Raw genomic sequence first — 17326 nt, 5'->3', positions numbered from 1 at the left:
CCTACCTAGCTATAGTGGACAAAAACCAAAATCATTTCCAGTAGTCGTTTCACAAGAAAATGCAACACTTTGAGGCACTGGTCATGGCTGTATCCCCTTCCAGGACAGGGTTTGCAGGTAAAGGCGAATGTTGCAAACTTGTTTGAAATGACTACCAGAAAGACATTAACCGTAACCTACCCTTTCCTCGGAACGGACAAAACGAGAATTGCACATATCTTTTCTTTCTTACCTCTTGTGAGATTGGTGGGGAACTTACCAGTTCAATTCGTCCAAGTTGGCCGCCCGTTGAAAGCGTTTACGCAAATCCTGAATCAGGCGGGGGTCGGTAGTTTTGAGGCTCACTTCCCGGCTGAGGCCGCCGCCACCTAAAAGGGCATGACTTCCCACCAGGGCAAAACGGTCATCGCTGACCAGGTAGTGTTCCCGCGTGCCGATGAATTTCAGATGGAACTGTTGGGGAAATTCCCGCTCCAGTTGCTCTAAATCCCCTAGGGCGTTGTATTTCCAGGAAAACCGCCCTGGCCCGTCCCGCCATTGGTTGTTTTTGTTGCGGCTGAGTTCCCGGTTTTTCAGGTCCTGCACGTCGCCCCAGCCGATATGTACGTGGACGCCTTGGGTGAGTAATCGCCGCAGGGCTTGCAAAAAGGAACGGTCAATGGCCTGTTGGCTGAGCCAGGGGGAAACAATGATCAGCTCTTGGGTGGTCTCGGTGAGGGCCTGGGTGAGGATTTCCCGTCCCCCGAAGCGGTCGGCGACGAGTTCGTAGGTGTAGTGGGGGATTTGCCGGAGTTGCCGGTTGATGGCGGTGGCCCAGTCTTGGATGGCGGTGTTGATCTGTTCGGGAAGCTGTTGCAGTTGCGCCTGGGTGGTCTGCCACTGCTGTTCCATCTGGGCTTGGCGGCTGGCGAGGTTTTGGGTGGATTCCCGCAGGTCGCCGTGGCTGTGGTCAATTTGGCTGACCAGTTGCGCCATTTCGTCGAGTTGCTGTTGGAGGTGCGGTAGGTCTTTGAGCTGGGTAAGTTGGGCTTGGGTGCGGCTGAGTTCCTGTTTGACCTGTTGCAGCGCCTGGCTGTGGTCCTGCGTCAGGGTGTTGATCCGTTGGCTCAGTTGGGTAAGGGTGGTGCGGATGGACTCTAGGGCGGCGGGTTCAGGGGGGTTTTGCAGTTGCGCCAGTTCCTGTTGCACGGCGCTAAGGGCGGTGGCAAGGGGGGCCAACTGTTGGGCTTGGGCGGTTTGCTGCCGGTGGAGTTGGGCGACGGCGGTGACCAGGGGCAAAAGGGCGGCCCGGCTGACCTGGCTGCGGGCTTGTTGCTGTAATGCGGTGACCTGGGCGTGCAGGGCGTCCACTGCTTGGGTTTGTTGTTCCACGTGACGGAGGCGGGATTCCCAGGTGGCCATCTGTTCCTGCTGGGCGTGCAACTGCCGCAATTCTTGGGTCATGCCCTGGGTCAGTTGCTCCTGCTGCTGGTAACGGGTGAGGACCTGCCGCAATTGCTGTTCGAGTTGGTGCACCAGGGGCGCTAACTTGCTCTGGCTTTGTAGTTCCCGCTCCAGGCGACCGACGGTTTCGCGCATCTGCAAGGTGGCGGCGACTTCCTGCCCCAACTGTTCGACGGCCAGTTGCAACCGTTGGGTGGCGGTTTCCAGGGTGTTGATTTGGGCGCTCAGGGCTTGGGGGGCGGTGATTTGCTGGCTAAGGTAGGCCAATTGGGCTTCCAGAGGTTGCACATCCACCACCGGCGTCTGCCGCAACTGTTGCACCTGGCGTTGCAGTTGGGCGGCTTGGCGCTGCAATTCCCCCAAACCTTTCTCCATCTGGGCGATTTGTTGGGTGGTAGGTAGGCTCACCAGATTGCGGTTCAGTTCTCCCAGTCCCGCCCGCAGGAGCTGGTACTGGTCTTGGAGTTGGGCGAGTTTGGTATGCAAGGGGGTTAAATCTATCTCTTTCACCGTCGCCAGGCGTTGATCCATTTCCTGGTGCAGGTTGCCCAACGCCTGTTGCAATTCCTGTAGAGACTGTTCTAGGGGGGCAAGGTTCACCGGCTCCGGCGACAACAGCACGTCCTGGAGACGGCGGCGCAAAAACTTCATATCGGCCCTGTAGCGTTGGTTCCAGCTTTCTAAGGCGGTGAGCAACCACTGTTGCTGGCTGGCTTCCCACTGACTGCGCTGGATGAGGTTGACCAGTAACGCCAAAGACAGGGGCAAAACGGCCACCACCACCTGTTGCGAGACTGCGGCCACTACCGTTCCCACCAAAGATACCAACACCAAGCCGTATTCGGCTGTCTCTAACCACGTGCGGCGGGTCACGGATTGACCATTCCCAAAACCAATTGCCCCACTTCTTAATGTAGCCTAGAATTCAGCGGGGCTGGGGGTTGGGATCAGGCGGACGGGTGACCTGAAAGGAATCAAAAAACTGCGCCAAATCCGCCTGGTGTGCTTGCGGGACAATGGCGTACAACCCGTACACCCGTTGCCCAACAAAGTAAAACTGTACCTTTGCCACTCCGCCCCCGGCCAGACGTTCCGGGGGGATAGTCACCACCATTTCCCGCCCTGGGTAGCCGTTGCGGGTTACCTGCCGTTCTTGGGTCACCCGTCCTTGTACCCGTTGTTGCGCCTGGGCTTTGAGTTGTTCCCACATCAGGGTGGAGTCGGCTAAGCGGGCCACTGGCTGGTTGTAGTCGCTAAACACGACCGCATAGGTTCCTTTGGGACGGTTTATCCCCCAGGCGTGGGTCACCACCTCCCCCACCGGTGTTTCCAAGGTGCGTTGTTCCTGCTGGGGCGTACCGGGAAAATTCACCTGAAACCCATCCCCCTGCACGACCTGCCAGTGCGGGCCGAACTGACAGCCGCCGAGCCATAACCCAACCCCAAGGCCCCACCACCACCGTCGCATCGCCTGACCGGGAGAACCACGTTTTCCGGGTTTACGAAAGTAATTCTATACGGAGGTTGGCTCCCTGATCCCATCAGAACCTAATTCGTCCTCTCAGCCGGGGATGGGTTTGATGGCAATTCTGCCGGTTGCGTCAATGCGGTGGAGCAACAGGTGGAGGCCCTGGGCTGCCAGGTATTCATCAACTGCTTTTCTGCTGCCGCGCCAGTAGCCGTAGTCGTCCACGATCAGGACGCCGCCTGCGGACAGCCGGGGAAACAGGTGGGTCAATTCGTGTTTGGTGGATGCGTACCAGTCCGTATCCAGTCTTAGGAGGGAGATTTGGGCCGGTGCGGCATCGGGAATGGTCTCTTCGCCTTTGCCCTTGATGCATTTGACCCGGTTCAGGTCGTAGCCGGTGCTGGCCATGTTCTGGCGGACTTCGGCAAGGGGGGCATAGCACCAGGCAGAACTGTCCTCACCTTGCTGGGTGGCGGCAAACTGAAGCAGGGCGGGTTGACCGGTACAGTCCACGTCAACCTCAGCCGGTTTGGGCATGCCTGCATAGGTGTCGAAAAGATAGAGGTTCACCTGGTCTTGGCCGAGACGCTTGCGGGTGTGGGCAACGGCCATCATACTTCCCCCCCGCCAAACGCCGCACTCGACGATAGCACCGGGAATACGAGCCCGGACAATGTATCGAACCGCTTGAATCAGGGCGAAGATGCGCTCAGGACTGGTCATCGTGTAGGGCTGCACCGCCTGGATGATTTCCATTGCTTCGGGGTCAAAATCTGGGGGAAAAACGGATGCGGCTGCCACCGAACGGGCGACCTGGGGTGGGGTGCTGCGGTACCGCACGATGTCAAAACCCAAGCGTCGGATGAGCTGGCGGATGAGGCGTTTCATCCCGGCGATGGCTCCTTGCGGCTGCATCTACAGTCCTGATGCTTGGTCTGTACCATGACCGCCACCCCCTAGAGGGTAGCCGCGTGGGTAGGCAGGAGCATGTTCAAAAAACTCATCCCAAGCGAGGATTGGCACCGCAGAACACCTCATCTGTAATTTGGGGCTTTGGGTACGGGACACCCTGGGGCCACCGTTGAGATAACCAGGGCGGGTAAATCGGCAAACGGGGACGCAACGTGTAACCGTGGCGGGCAAGCAGGGTCGCAAGCGCCTCCACCTGGGGGTAGGGATAATCCGGGTTCACCTCATCCTGGGGGCCAATGCCGCCTAGGTCGCGTGCCCCCGCCGCCAGACAGGCCAGCAACACCTGGGGATGGTTGACCAAATTGGGGGGAATCTGCACGGTAATTTCTGCGGGTAATATCTGGCGCGCCAACCGCACCACCGCAGGCAACTGCTCCAGGGGAAAGTCAGGGAGATGGCCATGTTGCGCCGTACCCCGCCGGTAGGGTTGCACAATCACTTCCTGGATATGCCCCCAGCGCCGATGCACCGCCGCAATGGCCTGCAAGGTCGTCTCCCAGTCCTGCGGCGACTCGCCAATCCCCACCAACAAGCCCGTGGTAAAGGGAATCCCCAACCGGCCCGCCTGTTCCAGTTGCGCCAACCGCAGGCGGGGGTCCTTGCTAGGGGCGTGGCGATGCACCGCCAAATCCGGGCGGAGTTGCTCGAGCATCAACCCCATCGAAGCATTGACAGCACCCAAGTGCGCCATTTCCGCAGCAGTCAACGGCCCGGCGTTGGTATGGGGCCAAAATCCCCATGCCCAGGCCAGTTCTGCCAGTTGCGCTAAATGCGCCACCCAAGCGGCCCGCCGGGGATGGCGGGGATGCACTTCACCACTAAGCAACAGAACTTCGGTCACCTGGGGGCTGTGGCCACGGATACGTGCCAGGCGTTGGTTCGCTTCGGCCAAGCTCAACCAGGAACCCTGACCCGGCGGCACCCGAAAATTGCAGTAGCTACAGGCATTGAAACATTCATAGGTCGGCACCAACGTCACCGCCGGGCTGTAGGTGACCACCGCAGCCATGAACGGTTAATTGCCGCGTTTGAGCGCCATTTCCACCTGGTCGAGCTGCTCTGTAATCCGCCGCTTTAATTTTTCTGGCAGGGGTCGCCCTGGGTAGGAACTGTAATGCCCCGCCAGGGAGTTGAGCGCCGTCCGCAAGGTAGTGTAGGACAACAGCCCGGAAATCCCGTCATCCCGCCGATACCGCGCCGCAAAATCATTCATCTGCTGGCGCGCACTGTTTTGAAAGGCGGCCTTGTTCGGGTCATCCTCCGCCAGGTTCACCGCCTGCCGCAGGGTTTTGACCAAAGCCAACGTATCCTGCGTGTAATCGCCAGAAAGGGTGCCCATTGCCCCATTACACCCCGACACCAGCAGCACCACCGCCAGCACCAGCCCAACCACTATCGCCCGTAATCCCTTCACAAGCCCGCTTGCCTCCATCACGATTTTTTTATTTTGACACCAGCAGGGGGTCAAATCCAACTGGGCAACCAAAACCGCCATTGCCAAGCCGCCGGTTGCAGGGGCAACCCCAGATAAACCGGCAACCAAAACCCCAACCCCACCGCCGGCAGCACCATTATCAGACCAACCCAACCCCTACGTCCCTGCTGCCATAGGCGTTCCACCCACCAGGCCAGCACCACACACCCAAACACCAGCGCCGGCAAGTAATGGTAGATAAAAATGCACCGTTTCACCAAAGCCCAGGGCAACCAATGGAGCAAATAATTTCCTAGGGCAAACTGCAACTCCCAAGGGCAACGCTTGCGCAGCAAATGGGGAACACTGACCACCACCGCTGCGGCCACCAACCACCACAAAAACGGGTTGCCCATTGCCTGTACGGAAATCACCCACCCCCCCTGATTTTGGTAGTAGTAACTCATGGGGCGCAGCATCAACGGCCAGGACCACCAAGCTGAACAGTAGGGATGCACCTGAGGCCCTGACCCCAAACGGCTATGGGCGCTCCACATTTGCCGATGCAATGTCCATAAATCTGTCCCCGGATTTTGGGCTAAATGGGGCAACCAAAGGAGTAGGTAAACTGCCGCAGGCACCAGGGTTAAAGCCATCATGACGTCCCAGCGTCGCCAGCGCAATTTCCAGGCCGTCAAAACCCCACCCAACCAATAGGCCAAGGCATTCCATTTCACCCCCACACTTGCGCCCAAAAACACCCCACCCCAAGCACTGCGCCGTAAAACCAGCCATTGCCCCAATAGCCCCAAAGCGATGAGATGGACATTAATCAGGGCATAGCGGGATTCCACCAGCAATAAACCATCCATCGCCACCAAATAACCCGCTATCAATGCCAGACCCTGTCTGCGGCTCAATTCATAGGTGACCAATCCGGTCAAAACCGGAATCCATGACCCCACCAACGCATTTAGCCAACGGTAGCCCCAGGGATAAAAACCCGTGAGTTTGATCCCCAAGGCAATGATGTATTTGCCCAGGGGGGGATGCCCATCAAAAAAAGGAATGTTTTGCAAATAATTCCAGGCAAATTTAGCAAAATAAACCTCATCAAAGACCCATTCTTCAAAGCGTCCCAACCCCCAAAACCGCAACCCCAAACTCAAGGCCCACAACCATCCCCATAGCCACGCATACCCACGCATGAATTGCCGTTACTTGCTCATGTACAGTCTTTCACTATATAGCCAGGGGGGTGGAGCTGGCCAAGTTTCATGCTCGGCACAGCATAGGGGGCGCTGGGAAGAGAATACCCATGCAATTGGCGGCACCTTGAGAAAAATTCTTCTGGTAAGACGGCCAATTGAAGGTGCTGCGGATAATTTCTGCATAGATACAGCCCAGGTCTGTTGCATGATCAAGCCGATGTTACCCTGTCATCGGGGGATGACCCAATTGAGGGATTACCCCAGGAATAAAAAAGTCCGTAACCCCTAAGAGCACGGACTAAAGCATTCAGATCAGAAGCGTCGGACTGATTTAGCTGGGACAGACCGGTTTCTTGTTGGCGTTCAGGAAGATTTTGCCCGCTTTACCGTCAATATTAACGGGTACCCTGGTCCCTTCTCCCACGACCCGGAACATATTGGGACGTTCCGCCAAACAAGCCTGCACCCGTGCGATCCAACCGGCCAAAGCCTGATTGTATTGCCTTTGGTGCGCCGGAATGTCATCCAAATTTTGCACCCCATCACCGGTGTAATCCCGGAACGGCGCAATCGTGAATTTATCCGTCAAAACGCTGTTGCTCCGAATGTTGGTATTTTGGTTGATGCCCAGGATAAACGTGCCGGATTCGTAGTTCAAATTGGCAGGGTACATATAAGGCGCTTCCGGTGGAAAAGAAATGGGAATTCCACCCCCCGGCATCATCAAACTCGGCGACACTTCCCCCTCTTCAGTCACCGTTTCTAATTTGGGATTGGCCTGGGCCATCTGCGTTCCCAAAACCAGTACGGCAGCCGTAGCTAGTGATACAGAAAACCAGCCTTTCATACGCATAATCCCTCACTCCTCCAGCCAGCAATTGTGCCATCACATTGCATTTGATTCTTTTTAAGATAACGGTTCCCCTGGGAATTGACAACTGGTGGGGTTGGTTTTGGAGATAATAGGGAGGCGGTAGCTGGGGATGAAGGCAGCCATGACGGCAGTGACGTGGCGGGAACAGGTAGCGCGCAAGGCGGGGGGCTGGCGTAGCCTGGCAGATGGGTTGGGGTTGCTCGGCATCCTTTTTGTGGCGGCGCGGGCGGCTTGGGGAGAATGGTATTTTTGGCACAACGGGAACTGGTTGCAGTTGGCGGTGGCGGTGGCGGCGACCTACGGCTCGGCGTTGGCGCTGGCCGGCCGCGTGGGGCAGTTTCCGGGGGTACACCGCTCGCGGGTGGTGCTGGTGAGTGTGAGTTTGTGTTTTTTGGGGTTGTTGGGGGTGGTAAGCCTGACCCGCTGGTACTATTCGCGCATGTTTTTGGGGGTGAGCTACGGGCTGACGCTCCTGTGGCAATGGCTGTTGGCAGGGTGGGGACGCCGCCTGTGCCTGGGGCTGGTGCCGGGGGCGTTGACGAAGGCGATTTATGCCTTGCCGGGGGTGAATTGGTATTGGCTGGGCGAGAAGCGCGTGGTTCCAGGACTCGATGGCATTGTCGTGGATTTACATGATGACCTGTCCCCGGAGTGGATACGGTTTTTGGCGGACTGTCGGCTGCGGGGGTTGCCGGTGTACCATGCGGCGGCGGTTTGGGAGGGCATGACGGGGCGGGTGTCGCTGGCGCATTTGGGAGAGGGGCTGTTGCCAATGGCGCCCGACCCGGCCTATGTGTTGCTCAAGCGGGTGGGGGAGACCGGGTTAATCCTGTTGGCCTTGCCCCTGTTGCTGCCCTTGGCGGGGCTGGTGGCCTTGGCGGTGTGGTGGGATTCCCCAGGGCCGGTGCTGTTTTGGCAAGAACGCATGGGGCAGGGGGGCAAACCTTTTTGGATGGTCAAGTTTCGCAGTATGCGGGTGCAAGCGGCGGGGGCGCAGTTTGCCCAGGCGGGGGACCAGCGGCTGACGCGGGTGGGTAAGTGGATTCGACGCTTCCGGTTGGATGAATTGCCCCAGTTGTGGCATGTGTTGCGGGGGGAAATGAGTCTGATTGGCCCGCGCCCGGAACAGGTGCCGTTTGCCCGCGAGTTTAGCCAGCGCATTCCTTACTATATGTGTCGCCATCTGGTCAAACCGGGGATCACCGGCTGGGCGCAGGTGAACCAGGGCTACGCCGCCGGGGTGCAGGAAACCCGTTTGAAGCTGGAATACGACCTGTATTACGTGAAGTACCGTTCCCTCTGGCTCGACGGGTTGATCATCGCCAAAACCATCAAAACGATTCTGACCGGGTTTGGTTCCCGCTAAAGGGGGTGCAGGTGCCGCCGAGGCCCTCAACGATGGTGCAGGTGTTGCTCATTAACATCTTTTGCACGGTTTCGCCGCCGCTGCCAGGAGCGCCCAGACCATCGGCAAATAGGGGTTTGGCGGCAATTTTGACCCCGGCTTCTCTGGCGACGGTGGTGATGAGTTGGGGGTTGAGGCTCACCTCGGCAAAAATGGTGGGCACCTGGGCCTGCCGAATTTCTCTAGTCAAGGCGGCCAGGCGGCCGGCACTGGGCTGTTCCTGGGTGCTGATGCCCTGGAGCGCCCCCAGCAATTGCAACCCGTAGGCCTGGGCAAGATACCCTAGGGCTGTGTGGGTGGTGACCAGTTTGCGCTGTTTGGGGGGAATGGTCTGGAACTGTTGCCGCATCCAACGATCCAATTGCTGAAATTCTCCGACCAGGGTTTGGGTGTTTTGGGTAAACGCTTGGGCTTGGGCGGGATAGACCTGCGCCAGTTTCTCACCGATGACTTTCGCCATGCGCGCCACGTTGGCTCCTGTGTGAAACACATGGGGGTCGGGCATCCGTTGGGCTTTTTTTTCGGCATGCCCGTGGTCGTGTCCGTGATCATGCCCGTGGTCATGTTCTCCCAGCAGGGGCTTGGGCACTGCCAATTCCCCCACCGCGACCCGCATCAGGCCGGGGGGGGCGGCCTGGATGAGTTTTTCTACCGCCGGTTCCAGGTTGTAGCCGTTGTAAAACACCACCTGGGCCGTTTCCAGGGCTTGCCGGTTGGCAGGGGTGGGTTGATAGGTGTGGGCATCCACCCCAGGGGGCACCAAACAGGTCAGATGCACCCGCGCGGCGGCAATCTGGCGGGTCAGGTCGCAAATGACCGAGGAGGTCGCCACCACCTTGGGGGCATCCGCAGCCGGGGTCGGCGTCGCACCGGGTCGGGACATCACCCCACAGCCGGTCACCAGCAAACTTAGCGGCAGGAACCAACGGCACGGTCTCATTGTCCAGCTCCAAAACCAAGATGCTATAGAATGATAATCGTTTTTCTCGGCAATGAGAATCATTCTCGACCCGATGGGGGGTCAGGGCGTGTTGGTGGTAGAGTCGCTGGCGGCGGGTTATCCAGGGCGACCGGTGTTAACGGGGGTGAGTTTTACGGTGGCGCCTGGGGAGATGGTGGGGGTTGTCGGCCCCAACGGCGCCGGCAAAAGTACCCTGCTGAAGGCGCTTTTGGGTTTGTTGCCCCAGGTGCGGGGGCGGGTGTGGTTGGCAGGCAAGCCCTTGACACAGCAACGGCACCGGGTGGCGTATGTGCCCCAGCGTTCCCAGATTGACTGGGACTATCCGATTACGGTGGAGCAGGTGGTGCGGCTGGGGTGCGGCGGGCGGCGGGAACCCCAGGTGTGGACGGCTTTGGCGCGTTTGGGGTTATTGGGGTTACAAAGGCGGCGGGTGGGTGCCTTGTCGGGGGGGCAACAGCAGCGGGTGTTTCTCGCCCGTGCCCTGGTGCAAAAGGCGGATGTGTTTTGTCTGGATGAACCCTTAACCGGGGTGGATGCCCAAGCCGAACAGGTGATGCTGCAGGTTTTCCAGGAACTGCGGCAACAGGGCGCCATGATTTTGGTCAGTACCCATCACTGGGGGGAATTTCTCCAGCAGATGAACCGGGTCCTCTTGCTCAATCAACGCCTAATTGCGGTGGGAACGCCCCAGGAAGTCATGACCCCGCAACTTCTCCATCACGCCTATTCGCTCAACCATCACGACCGCACCCCTGACCCACTCCAGCCTTTCAACTGGCATTGCTAAACCCAACCCCGATGGGCAGAGCGAGACTCGAACTCGCAAGGTATTGCTACCGGCAGATTTTGAGTCTGCTGCGTCTACCAATTCCGCCATCCGCCCCAGTAAATTCTTACTATATCACAAAACATACCCCGAAGTAGGACTTGGGCTAGACACATTTACTGCGGTAACGCTACCCTAAGTCAGGGTGTTTGGGGGCAGGGATGCGGTTTACCATCTTGAGCCATGCGGGGTTACTGGTGCAGGAGCAGGGTATCTCTTTAGTCATTGACCCTTGGCTGCGCGGCTCCTGCTACTGGCGGAGTTGGTGGAATTTCCCAGAACCACCCCCGGAACTGATTAACCAATTACAACCCGATTACATTTACATTACGCATCTCCATTGGGATCATTTTCATGGTCCTTCGTTGCGTCACTTTGACCGGGAAACGCCCGTGCTGGTGCCGCTGGTGCATACCCGGCGCATGGTCACGGATTTACAGAGTTTGGGCTTTAAGAACATCATCGAAATTCCGCATGGGGGGCATGTGCCATTAGGAAATCATTTATTTTTACATTCCTTTCAATTTGGCATTACGGTAGATTCGGCGGTGGTCATTACCAATGGCAGGGTCACCCTCTTGAATGCCAACGACTGCAAATTATTTGGCTGGCCCCTGCGGCAGATTCAAAAGCGATTTCCCCAGATTGATTTTGTCTTGCGGAGTTTTTCGAGTGCCTCGGCCATTCCCTATTGCATTGAGGATTATCGTGAGCGGTTTGGGGAGTTTCGTTCGGCGGCGCACTACATGCAAGAATTCACCGAATTTGCTTTAACAGTGGGGGCAAAGTATGCCATCCCTTTTGCCAGCAACCATTGTTTTCTACACCGAGAAACGCAAGTATTTAATGCCACTGCTGTTTCCCCAGCAGCCTTAAAGGATTACTTTGACCGAGTCCGTCAAGAACGGGGTGCCAAAACCCAATGTGTGGTCATGCCGCCGGGTAGTACTTGGTGTGAGCAAATGGGTTTTCAGATACGGGAGTTTGACTATCAGCAGCGGGAGCAACATATCGCTTTTCTAGCCCAAAAATATCAGGACGTGCTGGCGAAACAATATGCCAAAGAAGCGCAGGCAAAACCCGATTATCCCGCCTTTGCACGCTACTTTAGTGCCCTATTCCAAGCGCTACCGCCCGGCTTACCCAAAATTTCTCGCTGGACCGTTTTGTTTCATATTCAGCAACAGGGGGATTATTATTGGTTGTTGGATTTTGCGCGACGGCAGGTGCGGGCCTTGGCAGAACCTGTGGCGGCGACCTTGACCATTCAGGTTCCGGCTTTGGTCATCAATGATTGTTGCCGCAAGCGGATGTTTTCGACTTGGGGACCCTCGAAACGGCTACGGATTCGCCTGGCTGAGGATGCCTCTTGGGTGGATGTGCGCCTTTTTTTATCCCTTTTGGACGCCTGGGAAAATGAATATTTACCCCTGTGGAAGCATGTACAACCGCGTTATGTGGGGATTTGGTGGCGCCGGTGGCGGGAATTTGTCGAAGCGGGACGCTTGCTCTGGCGGTTGCGGCGGCGTTCTTTGGAGGTGGGTGAATTGTATCGCGCCTAATCAGGAGGGAGCAGGAAACGGCCTATAACGATACCAAATGAGAGCGTAGGATTTGTGGGAGTACTGCTCCTGTACTGGCTTTTTTTAATCCAGTAGGACTGCCACAGGTGGCAAAACGCCCTGGTTAAGAACCAAGGCGGTGTCGTAGAAGTTTGGGTGTTACGTGATTGCGTATGCCTCCACCCCTGGGAAGGTGATGACCAGGACGAGACAACCCTGTTTACCCCCTACCCATGATCCCTACGGCTTATGTACGGTAGGGCAATGTTTAGCTACAAATGACCACCAAAAATAGCTTCTTCAACCGCACCAAAAGCCTCGCAACCAATGCCAAAAGCCCTGAATTTTTTGCTCCCAAAAATAGAACACTCGGTCTAGCCACTGCAGCAACTGTTCGAGCCAATGGGGTTCATAACCCTCGGCGACCGATGGGACTTCCACAATCGGTTCAGGTAACACCGGCGCGACCGGCACCAGCGGTAAGGGAGGTGGTTCGGGGGTACTCGGCAGGGATTCCCGCGGCGGCGCCCCCCGCAACAAAGGGAAGCGGCGCAACTGTTGGAGTAACTGCTGCCACCAACGTCGCCACCAGGGCAGGGGAGGCGGGGTCGCAGGCGTCAAACTGGGAGGTGCCTCTGGCCGCCAGCGCATCCATCGCAACCATTGCCAGAGTTGATACCACCCCTGGCGCAGACGATGCGGCACCTGCAACAACCAGGTGATCAACCAACTGCGATAGGCCATGGCCGCCCGTGCCTGCCAAGGAAGTCCTAATTCTTTTATTATACGCAACCCCCCCGATTCTAATTGTTGCAAGTGATTAACGAACCCTTGAAAACTGCGGCCTAAACCCCTATACTGCACTAGGGTTATGTAACCCTAACTACAAAATTCCCACGTGTCAAACGTTTTAGGAGGAGAGCGCTTTGGCTAGGAGACGTAAGCGCAAGAGTCGTCGGCGTTTAGAAGGTCGCAAAATCTTAGAATGTGTGCCCCAATATACCCTGGAAACGGGTGACGAAAAACCGGTTACGGCGGCGCGGCGGTTTATTCACGCCCACGGTATCACCCCGCCTGCGCTCCTGTTGGTCCGCCGGAATGAACATACGGTTGACCGGTATTTCTGGGCGGAAAAGGGTCTGTTTGGGGCGCAGTATGTGGAAGAAAACCACTTTCTCTTTCCCAGTTTGCGCCAGCACGAGGTGACCAATCAGGTGGGGGCAGGGAAGTAAGCCGGAGACAGGGACGGTTTTTTGCCCTAGCTAGCCCTGCAGGCGGTTGTTAGGCTCGATCCTAGGGGCGAGAGCCGGTCGCTATGGGGTTGATCGAGATTTTTCCGCAGGTGGGGCAACTCCCGCCGGGGATGGCTCTAGGCCATTGGCAAGTGGGGGCAAACTTGGCCGTCCAACTGTTGGAGACGGCGCCTGCGTGGGTGCTTATTTCCCCGCCGACCTACCAAGGGCGCACGGAGCAGTGGCTGGACAGTCGCTTGGTGGCGCCGGGGGAACACCTGCTGTGCATCCGCGGTTCCCAGTGGGTCTTTGCCCTGGTGGCAACGGAAGCAGGGCAGGTTGGCCATACGTTTAACCCAGGGGTGGTGCGGCGAATCTGGCAGGAGCTGTTGGCCCAGGGGCGGTTGGGGGAAGCAGGCCAGCGATGGCAGGGCTTGCCGGAGCATTGGCCGGTGGCGCCGGTGGGTGTGGTGGAGCGGTTCTACCAGCAATGGCTGTACCAGACCGCGCAGCCGCCGGAGGACTGGGCCCGTTCCGTACTGCATGAAATCTACACTCCCTTGAGTACGATTGGGGTGTGGGCGGATGTTTTGTTGAAGTACCGGCACCAGTTGCCCGCGCGGGTGCGGCAGGGATTGGAGGCGATTGCCCAGGAAGTTCGGGTGCGGCAGGAACGGTGGCGTTCTTGGTTTGAACCGCAGCGCTGTCAGGAAGGGTTAGGGGATTGGTTGGCACAGGCGCAGGCCCGGGGGATTCAGCTCGATTTTGACCTGGTGACCCCCTTGCCGCGCATTTTCCGCCACCTGCTGGCCCAGGTGATGCCCCTCCTGTTGGGAGAACTGCCTGCGGGTGCCCAGATTCACGGGGCGGTCAAACAGGTGCAACAACAAGGGCAGCAGGTCATTCGCTTGGATTTGCAATTTAGCTCCTTGGGGGAGCGGTGTGCCCTGAATGCGGATTGGGAATGGAGTCCCCAAACCGGACGGCTCTATCCCAGCTTGTCCCACTGGCAGGAACGGTTGGCGGCGCTTGGTGGGGAACTGCACTGGCAGGCGCAGGGGTTGGAATTGAGTTTGCCCCTAGAGGCCGTGGGTCAACAGGGCTTGGGCGATGAGTAGGTCAGGGGGTGTGGTGATTTTCAAATTAGTGTCCTCGCCCAGCACCACCTCTACCGGATACTGACAACGTTCTAACAGCGCCGCATCATCGGTCACCTGCCACCGGTGGGCCAGGGCCTGGGCATGACAGCGTTTGAGCACTGCCACCCGAAAACCCTGCGGGGTTTGCGCCGCCCACAGGTGCGCCCGTTCCGGGGTTTGGGCAATCAGGGGCGGTTCGGCCACCACCTTAATCGTGTCTTTGACCGGCACGGCGGCAATCACGCCAACTGCCCTCTGGAGGGCAGCCTGACAGCGGTGGAACAGGGCCGGGCTGGCCAGACAACGCGCCCCATCGTGGATCAACACTGTCTCGGCAGCAGTAGGCAGGGCTTGCAGGCCATTCCAGACCGAGGCCTGGCGGGTGTCCCCCCCTGGAATCACCTGCACGGGCACTGCTGGCGCCAGTTGTTCCAGGATGCGCTCAATCTCCGGCCAGTCCCTCGGTTGCGCCATTACCCCCACCCACGTCGGCTGTGCCTGGAGCACCCGCGCCAAGGTCCAAGCCAGAATGGGGCGACCCTGCAACTCCAGTAGGAGTTTATTGCGGTGATGCCCCATGCGTTTCCCTTGACCCGCAGCCGCAATCAGCACGTACATCCCCTACGACTCCGTCCCCGGCACGGAAATCACTTGGCAGGTTCCCTTTTGATCAATAGCGCTGTAAAACACATCGCACCACACTTCCGCCGCCACCGGCTCCCGCGGCACCCAAAACACCCAGTGCCGGGCAATTCCCAGTTCCGGGCGCAAGGCAGCATAGGGTTCCCGCTTCACCTGCTCCAGGGTGCCATAGGCTTTTGACTCCAGGGTTTCGAGCCAGACGGCCACCCGCTCGGCGTCCCCCCCGCTGGTTTCTAGCGCCAAAATCCCATGCGTGCGCAGTTGTTCCCACCACACCAACGGGTCTTGCATATCCAAACCCCGTTGCCGCATCCGCTGCCACGTATGCCCCATCTTCAACTTCACCAATGCCTGCACCTGGGGCAGACGCTCCAGCTCAAATTTGGTGTCTAAAACCTGTAACTGGCGGGCCGTCCGACGAAACCACATCACTTGTGCCGACATTGCAACCTCCACTACGTGAACAGCAAGACGTAACTCACCGCGCGGCGGACGTCCTTGCTGTTGCAGGTAGAGGCGTTTTCCCGCCCGGAATCTAACCTAACCCAGGGGCCGGGGCATCGTCAAGCCAAGCTAAGGTTCCTTGTGGAGGCGAATGCGGGGGTCAGCCCACTGCAAACCGATATCCGCCAGCATATTGCCCAGAATGAGCATGACCGAACCCAACATTAAACTGGCCATTACCAGATACAAATCCTTGGCCGTGACCGCCTGTAAAATCAAGCGCCCCAAACCCGGCCAATTGAAAAAATACTCCGAAATAAACGCCCCACTCAACAACGTGGCAAATTCAAAACCCAACAGCGTAATCAAAGGGTTAATGGCATTGCGCAGGGCATGAACATAAATCACCCGCCATTCCGGCAATCCCTTGGCGCGGGCGGTGCGGATATAATCCTGCCCCAACACATCCAGCAAATGGCCCCGCATCAGCCGTTGTAAACTGGCAAAACTAATCACCGTTAACGTCAGCGCCGGTAACGTTAAATGCCACAGGATGTCCAACACTTTACCCAGCGGCGTCAAATCCACAAAATCAATCCGGGTCATATCCCCCACCGGAAACCAGCCCGTACTTTGGGCCAGAAACAGAAAAAGCAGGCCGGCAATAAAACTGGGAAACCCCTGGGCCAGATAACTAATCCCCTGCAAGAGATAATCCAAGGGGCGGTTTTGATAAACTGCCGCCACAATGCCCAAAGGAATTGCCAACCCCCAAGTTAACAGCAAGGAAGCCACCGCCAACAGCAGGGTTGCGGGTACCCGTTCCCACAGCAGGAGCGCCACCGGACGGCGATAGACAAAACTTTCCCCAAAATTGCCCCGCAGGGCTTGAGTCAGCCAGCGAACATACTGCTCAACAGGGGATTTGTCCAGACCAAATTGTTGCCGCAGAGCTTCCACCGTTTCGGCAGAAATCGTGGGGTTTTGCTGCAAACTATTCAAATAATCGCCGGGAGCCAACTGAATAATTGCAAACGAGAGAACTGAAGCCAGAAATAAGGTCAATACGGCTTGGAAGATACGTTTGAGCCAATAGCGCCACATCGGCATTCCCATTGACGCACCTAGGATTGGGTTTGATTATACCGGAGAAAAGCTCACCCGGTGGGGGTTAGCCTCGTAATGCTCCTAATAACAATAGAAGACGTGCGGATGGAGAGGAAGAATAAACGTCAATGCAGTTAAATATAGGCGCATTCACATTGGGTAAGGCTGGAAACCCTGTATGCAGGGAGGAAAGCCCCTTCAGCAACTGGCTATGGGTTATTTTGCGGACACCAGAAACGGCTTGATAAGGCACGGGTAACAGGCGATTGGGGTGGCGGTAAACCCACCCAGAGGCGCGCGGTTGCGAAAACAACGGCAGGGCTACGAGAAGCCTCAGACTTTAGTCAAAGGTAGTTTACTATCGCATGGGCATTTGTGCCGACCTGCGGCTTGGGGCCGCCTAGGCCCATGCGACCGACAGGCCAAAACCGGGAAAAGCCCATAACTTCGTGGAGACGCTCGATGTGGCTCCCAGACGAGGTTTGGGGTGATTTTGAGGGGTTAGAAACAGTACAATGTATAACGATTTGGCGAGATGCTCGCAAATGCCCCTTGACAGGCCCTCGCCATGCGGGTTTCAATAGGGGTATCTCCCCACTCGCTGGGGAACCCAATAAATTGGAAAC

General features: G+C 57.6%; 17 protein-coding genes and 1 tRNA gene. 5 read left to right on the top strand and 13 right to left on the bottom strand.

Translation table 11 applies throughout. The features are described from left to right. Positions 1-255: 255 nt before the first annotated feature. From ACWISF_RS03895 to ACWISF_RS03865, 7 genes are all read right to left on the bottom strand, one after another. Positions 256-2316 carry a hypothetical protein gene (locus ACWISF_RS03895; protein WP_448380281.1) on the bottom strand — a complete coding sequence of 687 codons (2061 nt, stop codon included), beginning with the start codon at positions 2314-2316 and terminating at the stop codon, positions 256-258. 52 nt (positions 2317-2368) lie between these two features. Beyond that, the gene (locus tag ACWISF_RS03890) at positions 2369-2911 is read right to left on the bottom strand and encodes a hypothetical protein (RefSeq protein WP_448380280.1); all 543 of its coding nucleotides are present in this window, start codon (positions 2909-2911) and stop codon (positions 2369-2371) included. 93 nt (positions 2912-3004) lie between these two features. Beyond that, positions 3005-3826 (bottom strand): TylF/MycF/NovP-related O-methyltransferase, encoded by an 822-nt coding sequence (locus ACWISF_RS03885; protein WP_448380279.1) that lies wholly within the window; start codon positions 3824-3826, stop codon positions 3005-3007. Between the two features lie 85 nt (positions 3827-3911). Then, the gene (gene cofG / locus ACWISF_RS03880; protein ID WP_448380278.1) at positions 3912-4892 is read right to left on the bottom strand and encodes a 7,8-didemethyl-8-hydroxy-5-deazariboflavin synthase subunit CofG; all 981 of its coding nucleotides are present in this window, start codon (positions 4890-4892) and stop codon (positions 3912-3914) included. A gap of 6 nt (positions 4893-4898) precedes the next feature. Beyond that, entirely contained in the window at positions 4899-5378 is a 480-nt protein-coding gene (gene psb27 / locus ACWISF_RS03875) for a photosystem II protein Psb27 (protein ID WP_448380277.1), read from the bottom strand. Then, positions 5348-6505, bottom strand: coding sequence for a phospholipid carrier-dependent glycosyltransferase (locus tag ACWISF_RS03870; RefSeq protein ID WP_448380276.1), 1158 nt, complete (start codon positions 6503-6505; stop codon positions 5348-5350). The genes psb27 and ACWISF_RS03870 overlap by 31 nt, the downstream gene beginning before the upstream one ends. 334 nt (positions 6506-6839) lie before the next feature. After that, positions 6840-7355 (bottom strand): hypothetical protein, encoded by a 516-nt coding sequence (locus ACWISF_RS03865; RefSeq protein ID WP_448380275.1) that lies wholly within the window; start codon positions 7353-7355, stop codon positions 6840-6842. A gap of 148 nt (positions 7356-7503) precedes the next feature. On the opposite strand from ACWISF_RS03865, the gene ACWISF_RS03860 reads away from it, so the two are divergent. After that, positions 7504-8748 (top strand): sugar transferase, encoded by a 1245-nt coding sequence (locus tag ACWISF_RS03860; RefSeq protein ID WP_448380274.1) that lies wholly within the window; start codon positions 7504-7506, stop codon positions 8746-8748. On the opposite strand, the gene ACWISF_RS03855 is transcribed toward ACWISF_RS03860, so the two are convergent. Further along, positions 8714-9727 carry a metal ABC transporter solute-binding protein, Zn/Mn family gene (locus ACWISF_RS03855; protein WP_448380273.1) on the bottom strand — a complete coding sequence of 338 codons (1014 nt, stop codon included), beginning with the start codon at positions 9725-9727 and terminating at the stop codon, positions 8714-8716. The genes ACWISF_RS03860 and ACWISF_RS03855 overlap by 35 nt on opposite strands. Before the next feature lie 52 nt (positions 9728-9779). Between ACWISF_RS03855 and ACWISF_RS03850 the strand changes: the two genes are divergently transcribed. Next, on the top strand, positions 9780-10535 hold the full coding sequence (locus ACWISF_RS03850) for a metal ABC transporter ATP-binding protein (protein ID WP_448380272.1): 756 nt from the start codon (positions 9780-9782) through the stop codon (positions 10533-10535). A 12-nt stretch (positions 10536-10547) separates the two neighbouring features. Here the strand turns inward: ACWISF_RS03850 and ACWISF_RS03845 are convergent. Then, positions 10548-10631 (bottom strand) — tRNA-Leu (locus ACWISF_RS03845). A gap of 104 nt (positions 10632-10735) precedes the next feature. Here ACWISF_RS03845 and ACWISF_RS03840 point away from each other — a divergent pair. Further along, complete coding sequence (locus ACWISF_RS03840) at positions 10736-12136, top strand: MBL fold metallo-hydrolase (protein WP_448380271.1); 1401 nt, start codon at positions 10736-10738, stop codon at positions 12134-12136. A 300-nt stretch (positions 12137-12436) separates the two neighbouring features. On the opposite strand, the gene ACWISF_RS03835 is transcribed toward ACWISF_RS03840, so the two are convergent. Next, the gene (locus tag ACWISF_RS03835) at positions 12437-12880 is read right to left on the bottom strand and encodes a hypothetical protein (protein WP_448380270.1); all 444 of its coding nucleotides are present in this window, start codon (positions 12878-12880) and stop codon (positions 12437-12439) included. Between the two features lie 182 nt (positions 12881-13062). On the opposite strand from ACWISF_RS03835, the gene ACWISF_RS03830 reads away from it, so the two are divergent. Further along, a complete protein-coding gene (locus tag ACWISF_RS03830; protein ID WP_448380269.1) occupies positions 13063-13368 on the top strand; it encodes a DUF3155 domain-containing protein in 306 nt (101 codons plus the stop codon). A gap of 83 nt (positions 13369-13451) precedes the next feature. Beyond that, a complete protein-coding gene (locus tag ACWISF_RS03825) occupies positions 13452-14486 on the top strand; it encodes a hypothetical protein (protein ID WP_448380268.1) in 1035 nt (344 codons plus the stop codon). Here ACWISF_RS03825 and ispD read toward each other — a convergent pair. The 3 genes from ispD to ACWISF_RS03810 all read right to left on the bottom strand — a co-directional run bounded on the left by ispD (position 14448) and on the right by ACWISF_RS03810 (position 16697). After that, positions 14448-15125 carry a 2-C-methyl-D-erythritol 4-phosphate cytidylyltransferase gene (ispD, locus tag ACWISF_RS03820; protein ID WP_448380267.1) on the bottom strand — a complete coding sequence of 226 codons (678 nt, stop codon included), beginning with the start codon at positions 15123-15125 and terminating at the stop codon, positions 14448-14450. The two genes, ACWISF_RS03825 and ispD, sit on opposite strands and share 39 nt — an antisense overlap. A gap of 3 nt (positions 15126-15128) precedes the next feature. After that, a complete protein-coding gene (locus tag ACWISF_RS03815) occupies positions 15129-15593 on the bottom strand; it encodes a hypothetical protein (RefSeq protein ID WP_448380266.1) in 465 nt (154 codons plus the stop codon). Between the two features lie 129 nt (positions 15594-15722). Beyond that, positions 15723-16697, bottom strand: a complete 975-nt coding sequence (locus ACWISF_RS03810; protein WP_448380265.1) for an ABC transporter permease — start codon at positions 16695-16697, stop codon at positions 15723-15725. Positions 16698-17326: the final 629 nt, after the last annotated feature.

It is taken from the genome of Gloeomargarita sp. (genome assembly GCF_053491055.1).
Note: the sequence above shows the minus strand (reverse complement) of the source record. Positions and strands in the feature narration are given on the sequence as shown.

Excerpts from the sequence above, each read along its gene's own strand:
- ACWISF_RS03810 (WP_448380265.1), bottom strand. The coding sequence starts at position 16,697 with ATGTGGCGCTATTGGCTCAAACGTATCTTCCAAGCCGTATTGACCTTA.
- cofG (WP_448380278.1), bottom strand. The coding sequence starts at position 4,892 with ATGGCTGCGGTGGTCACCTACAGCCCGGCGGTGACGTTGGTGCCGACC.
- ACWISF_RS03885 (WP_448380279.1), bottom strand. The coding sequence starts at position 3,826 with ATGCAGCCGCAAGGAGCCATCGCCGGGATGAAACGCCTCATCCGCCAG.
- psb27 (WP_448380277.1), bottom strand. The coding sequence starts at position 5,378 with ATGGCGGTTTTGGTTGCCCAGTTGGATTTGACCCCCTGCTGGTGTCAA.
- ACWISF_RS03860 (WP_448380274.1), top strand. The coding sequence starts at position 7,504 with ATGACGGCAGTGACGTGGCGGGAACAGGTAGCGCGCAAGGCGGGGGGC.
- ACWISF_RS03840 (WP_448380271.1), top strand. The coding sequence starts at position 10,736 with ATGCGGTTTACCATCTTGAGCCATGCGGGGTTACTGGTGCAGGAGCAG.
- ispD (WP_448380267.1), bottom strand. The coding sequence starts at position 15,125 with ATGTACGTGCTGATTGCGGCTGCGGGTCAAGGGAAACGCATGGGGCAT.
- ACWISF_RS03870 (WP_448380276.1), bottom strand. The coding sequence starts at position 6,505 with ATGCGTGGGTATGCGTGGCTATGGGGATGGTTGTGGGCCTTGAGTTTG.
- ACWISF_RS03850 (WP_448380272.1), top strand. The coding sequence starts at position 9,780 with ATGAGAATCATTCTCGACCCGATGGGGGGTCAGGGCGTGTTGGTGGTA.
- ACWISF_RS03815 (WP_448380266.1), bottom strand. The coding sequence starts at position 15,593 with ATGTCGGCACAAGTGATGTGGTTTCGTCGGACGGCCCGCCAGTTACAG.
- ACWISF_RS03890 (WP_448380280.1), bottom strand. The coding sequence starts at position 2,911 with ATGCGACGGTGGTGGTGGGGCCTTGGGGTTGGGTTATGGCTCGGCGGC.
- ACWISF_RS03865 (WP_448380275.1), bottom strand. The coding sequence starts at position 7,355 with ATGAAAGGCTGGTTTTCTGTATCACTAGCTACGGCTGCCGTACTGGTT.
- ACWISF_RS03855 (WP_448380273.1), bottom strand. The coding sequence starts at position 9,727 with ATGAGACCGTGCCGTTGGTTCCTGCCGCTAAGTTTGCTGGTGACCGGC.
- ACWISF_RS03825 (WP_448380268.1), top strand. The coding sequence starts at position 13,452 with ATGGGGTTGATCGAGATTTTTCCGCAGGTGGGGCAACTCCCGCCGGGG.
- ACWISF_RS03835 (WP_448380270.1), bottom strand. The coding sequence starts at position 12,880 with ATGGCCTATCGCAGTTGGTTGATCACCTGGTTGTTGCAGGTGCCGCAT.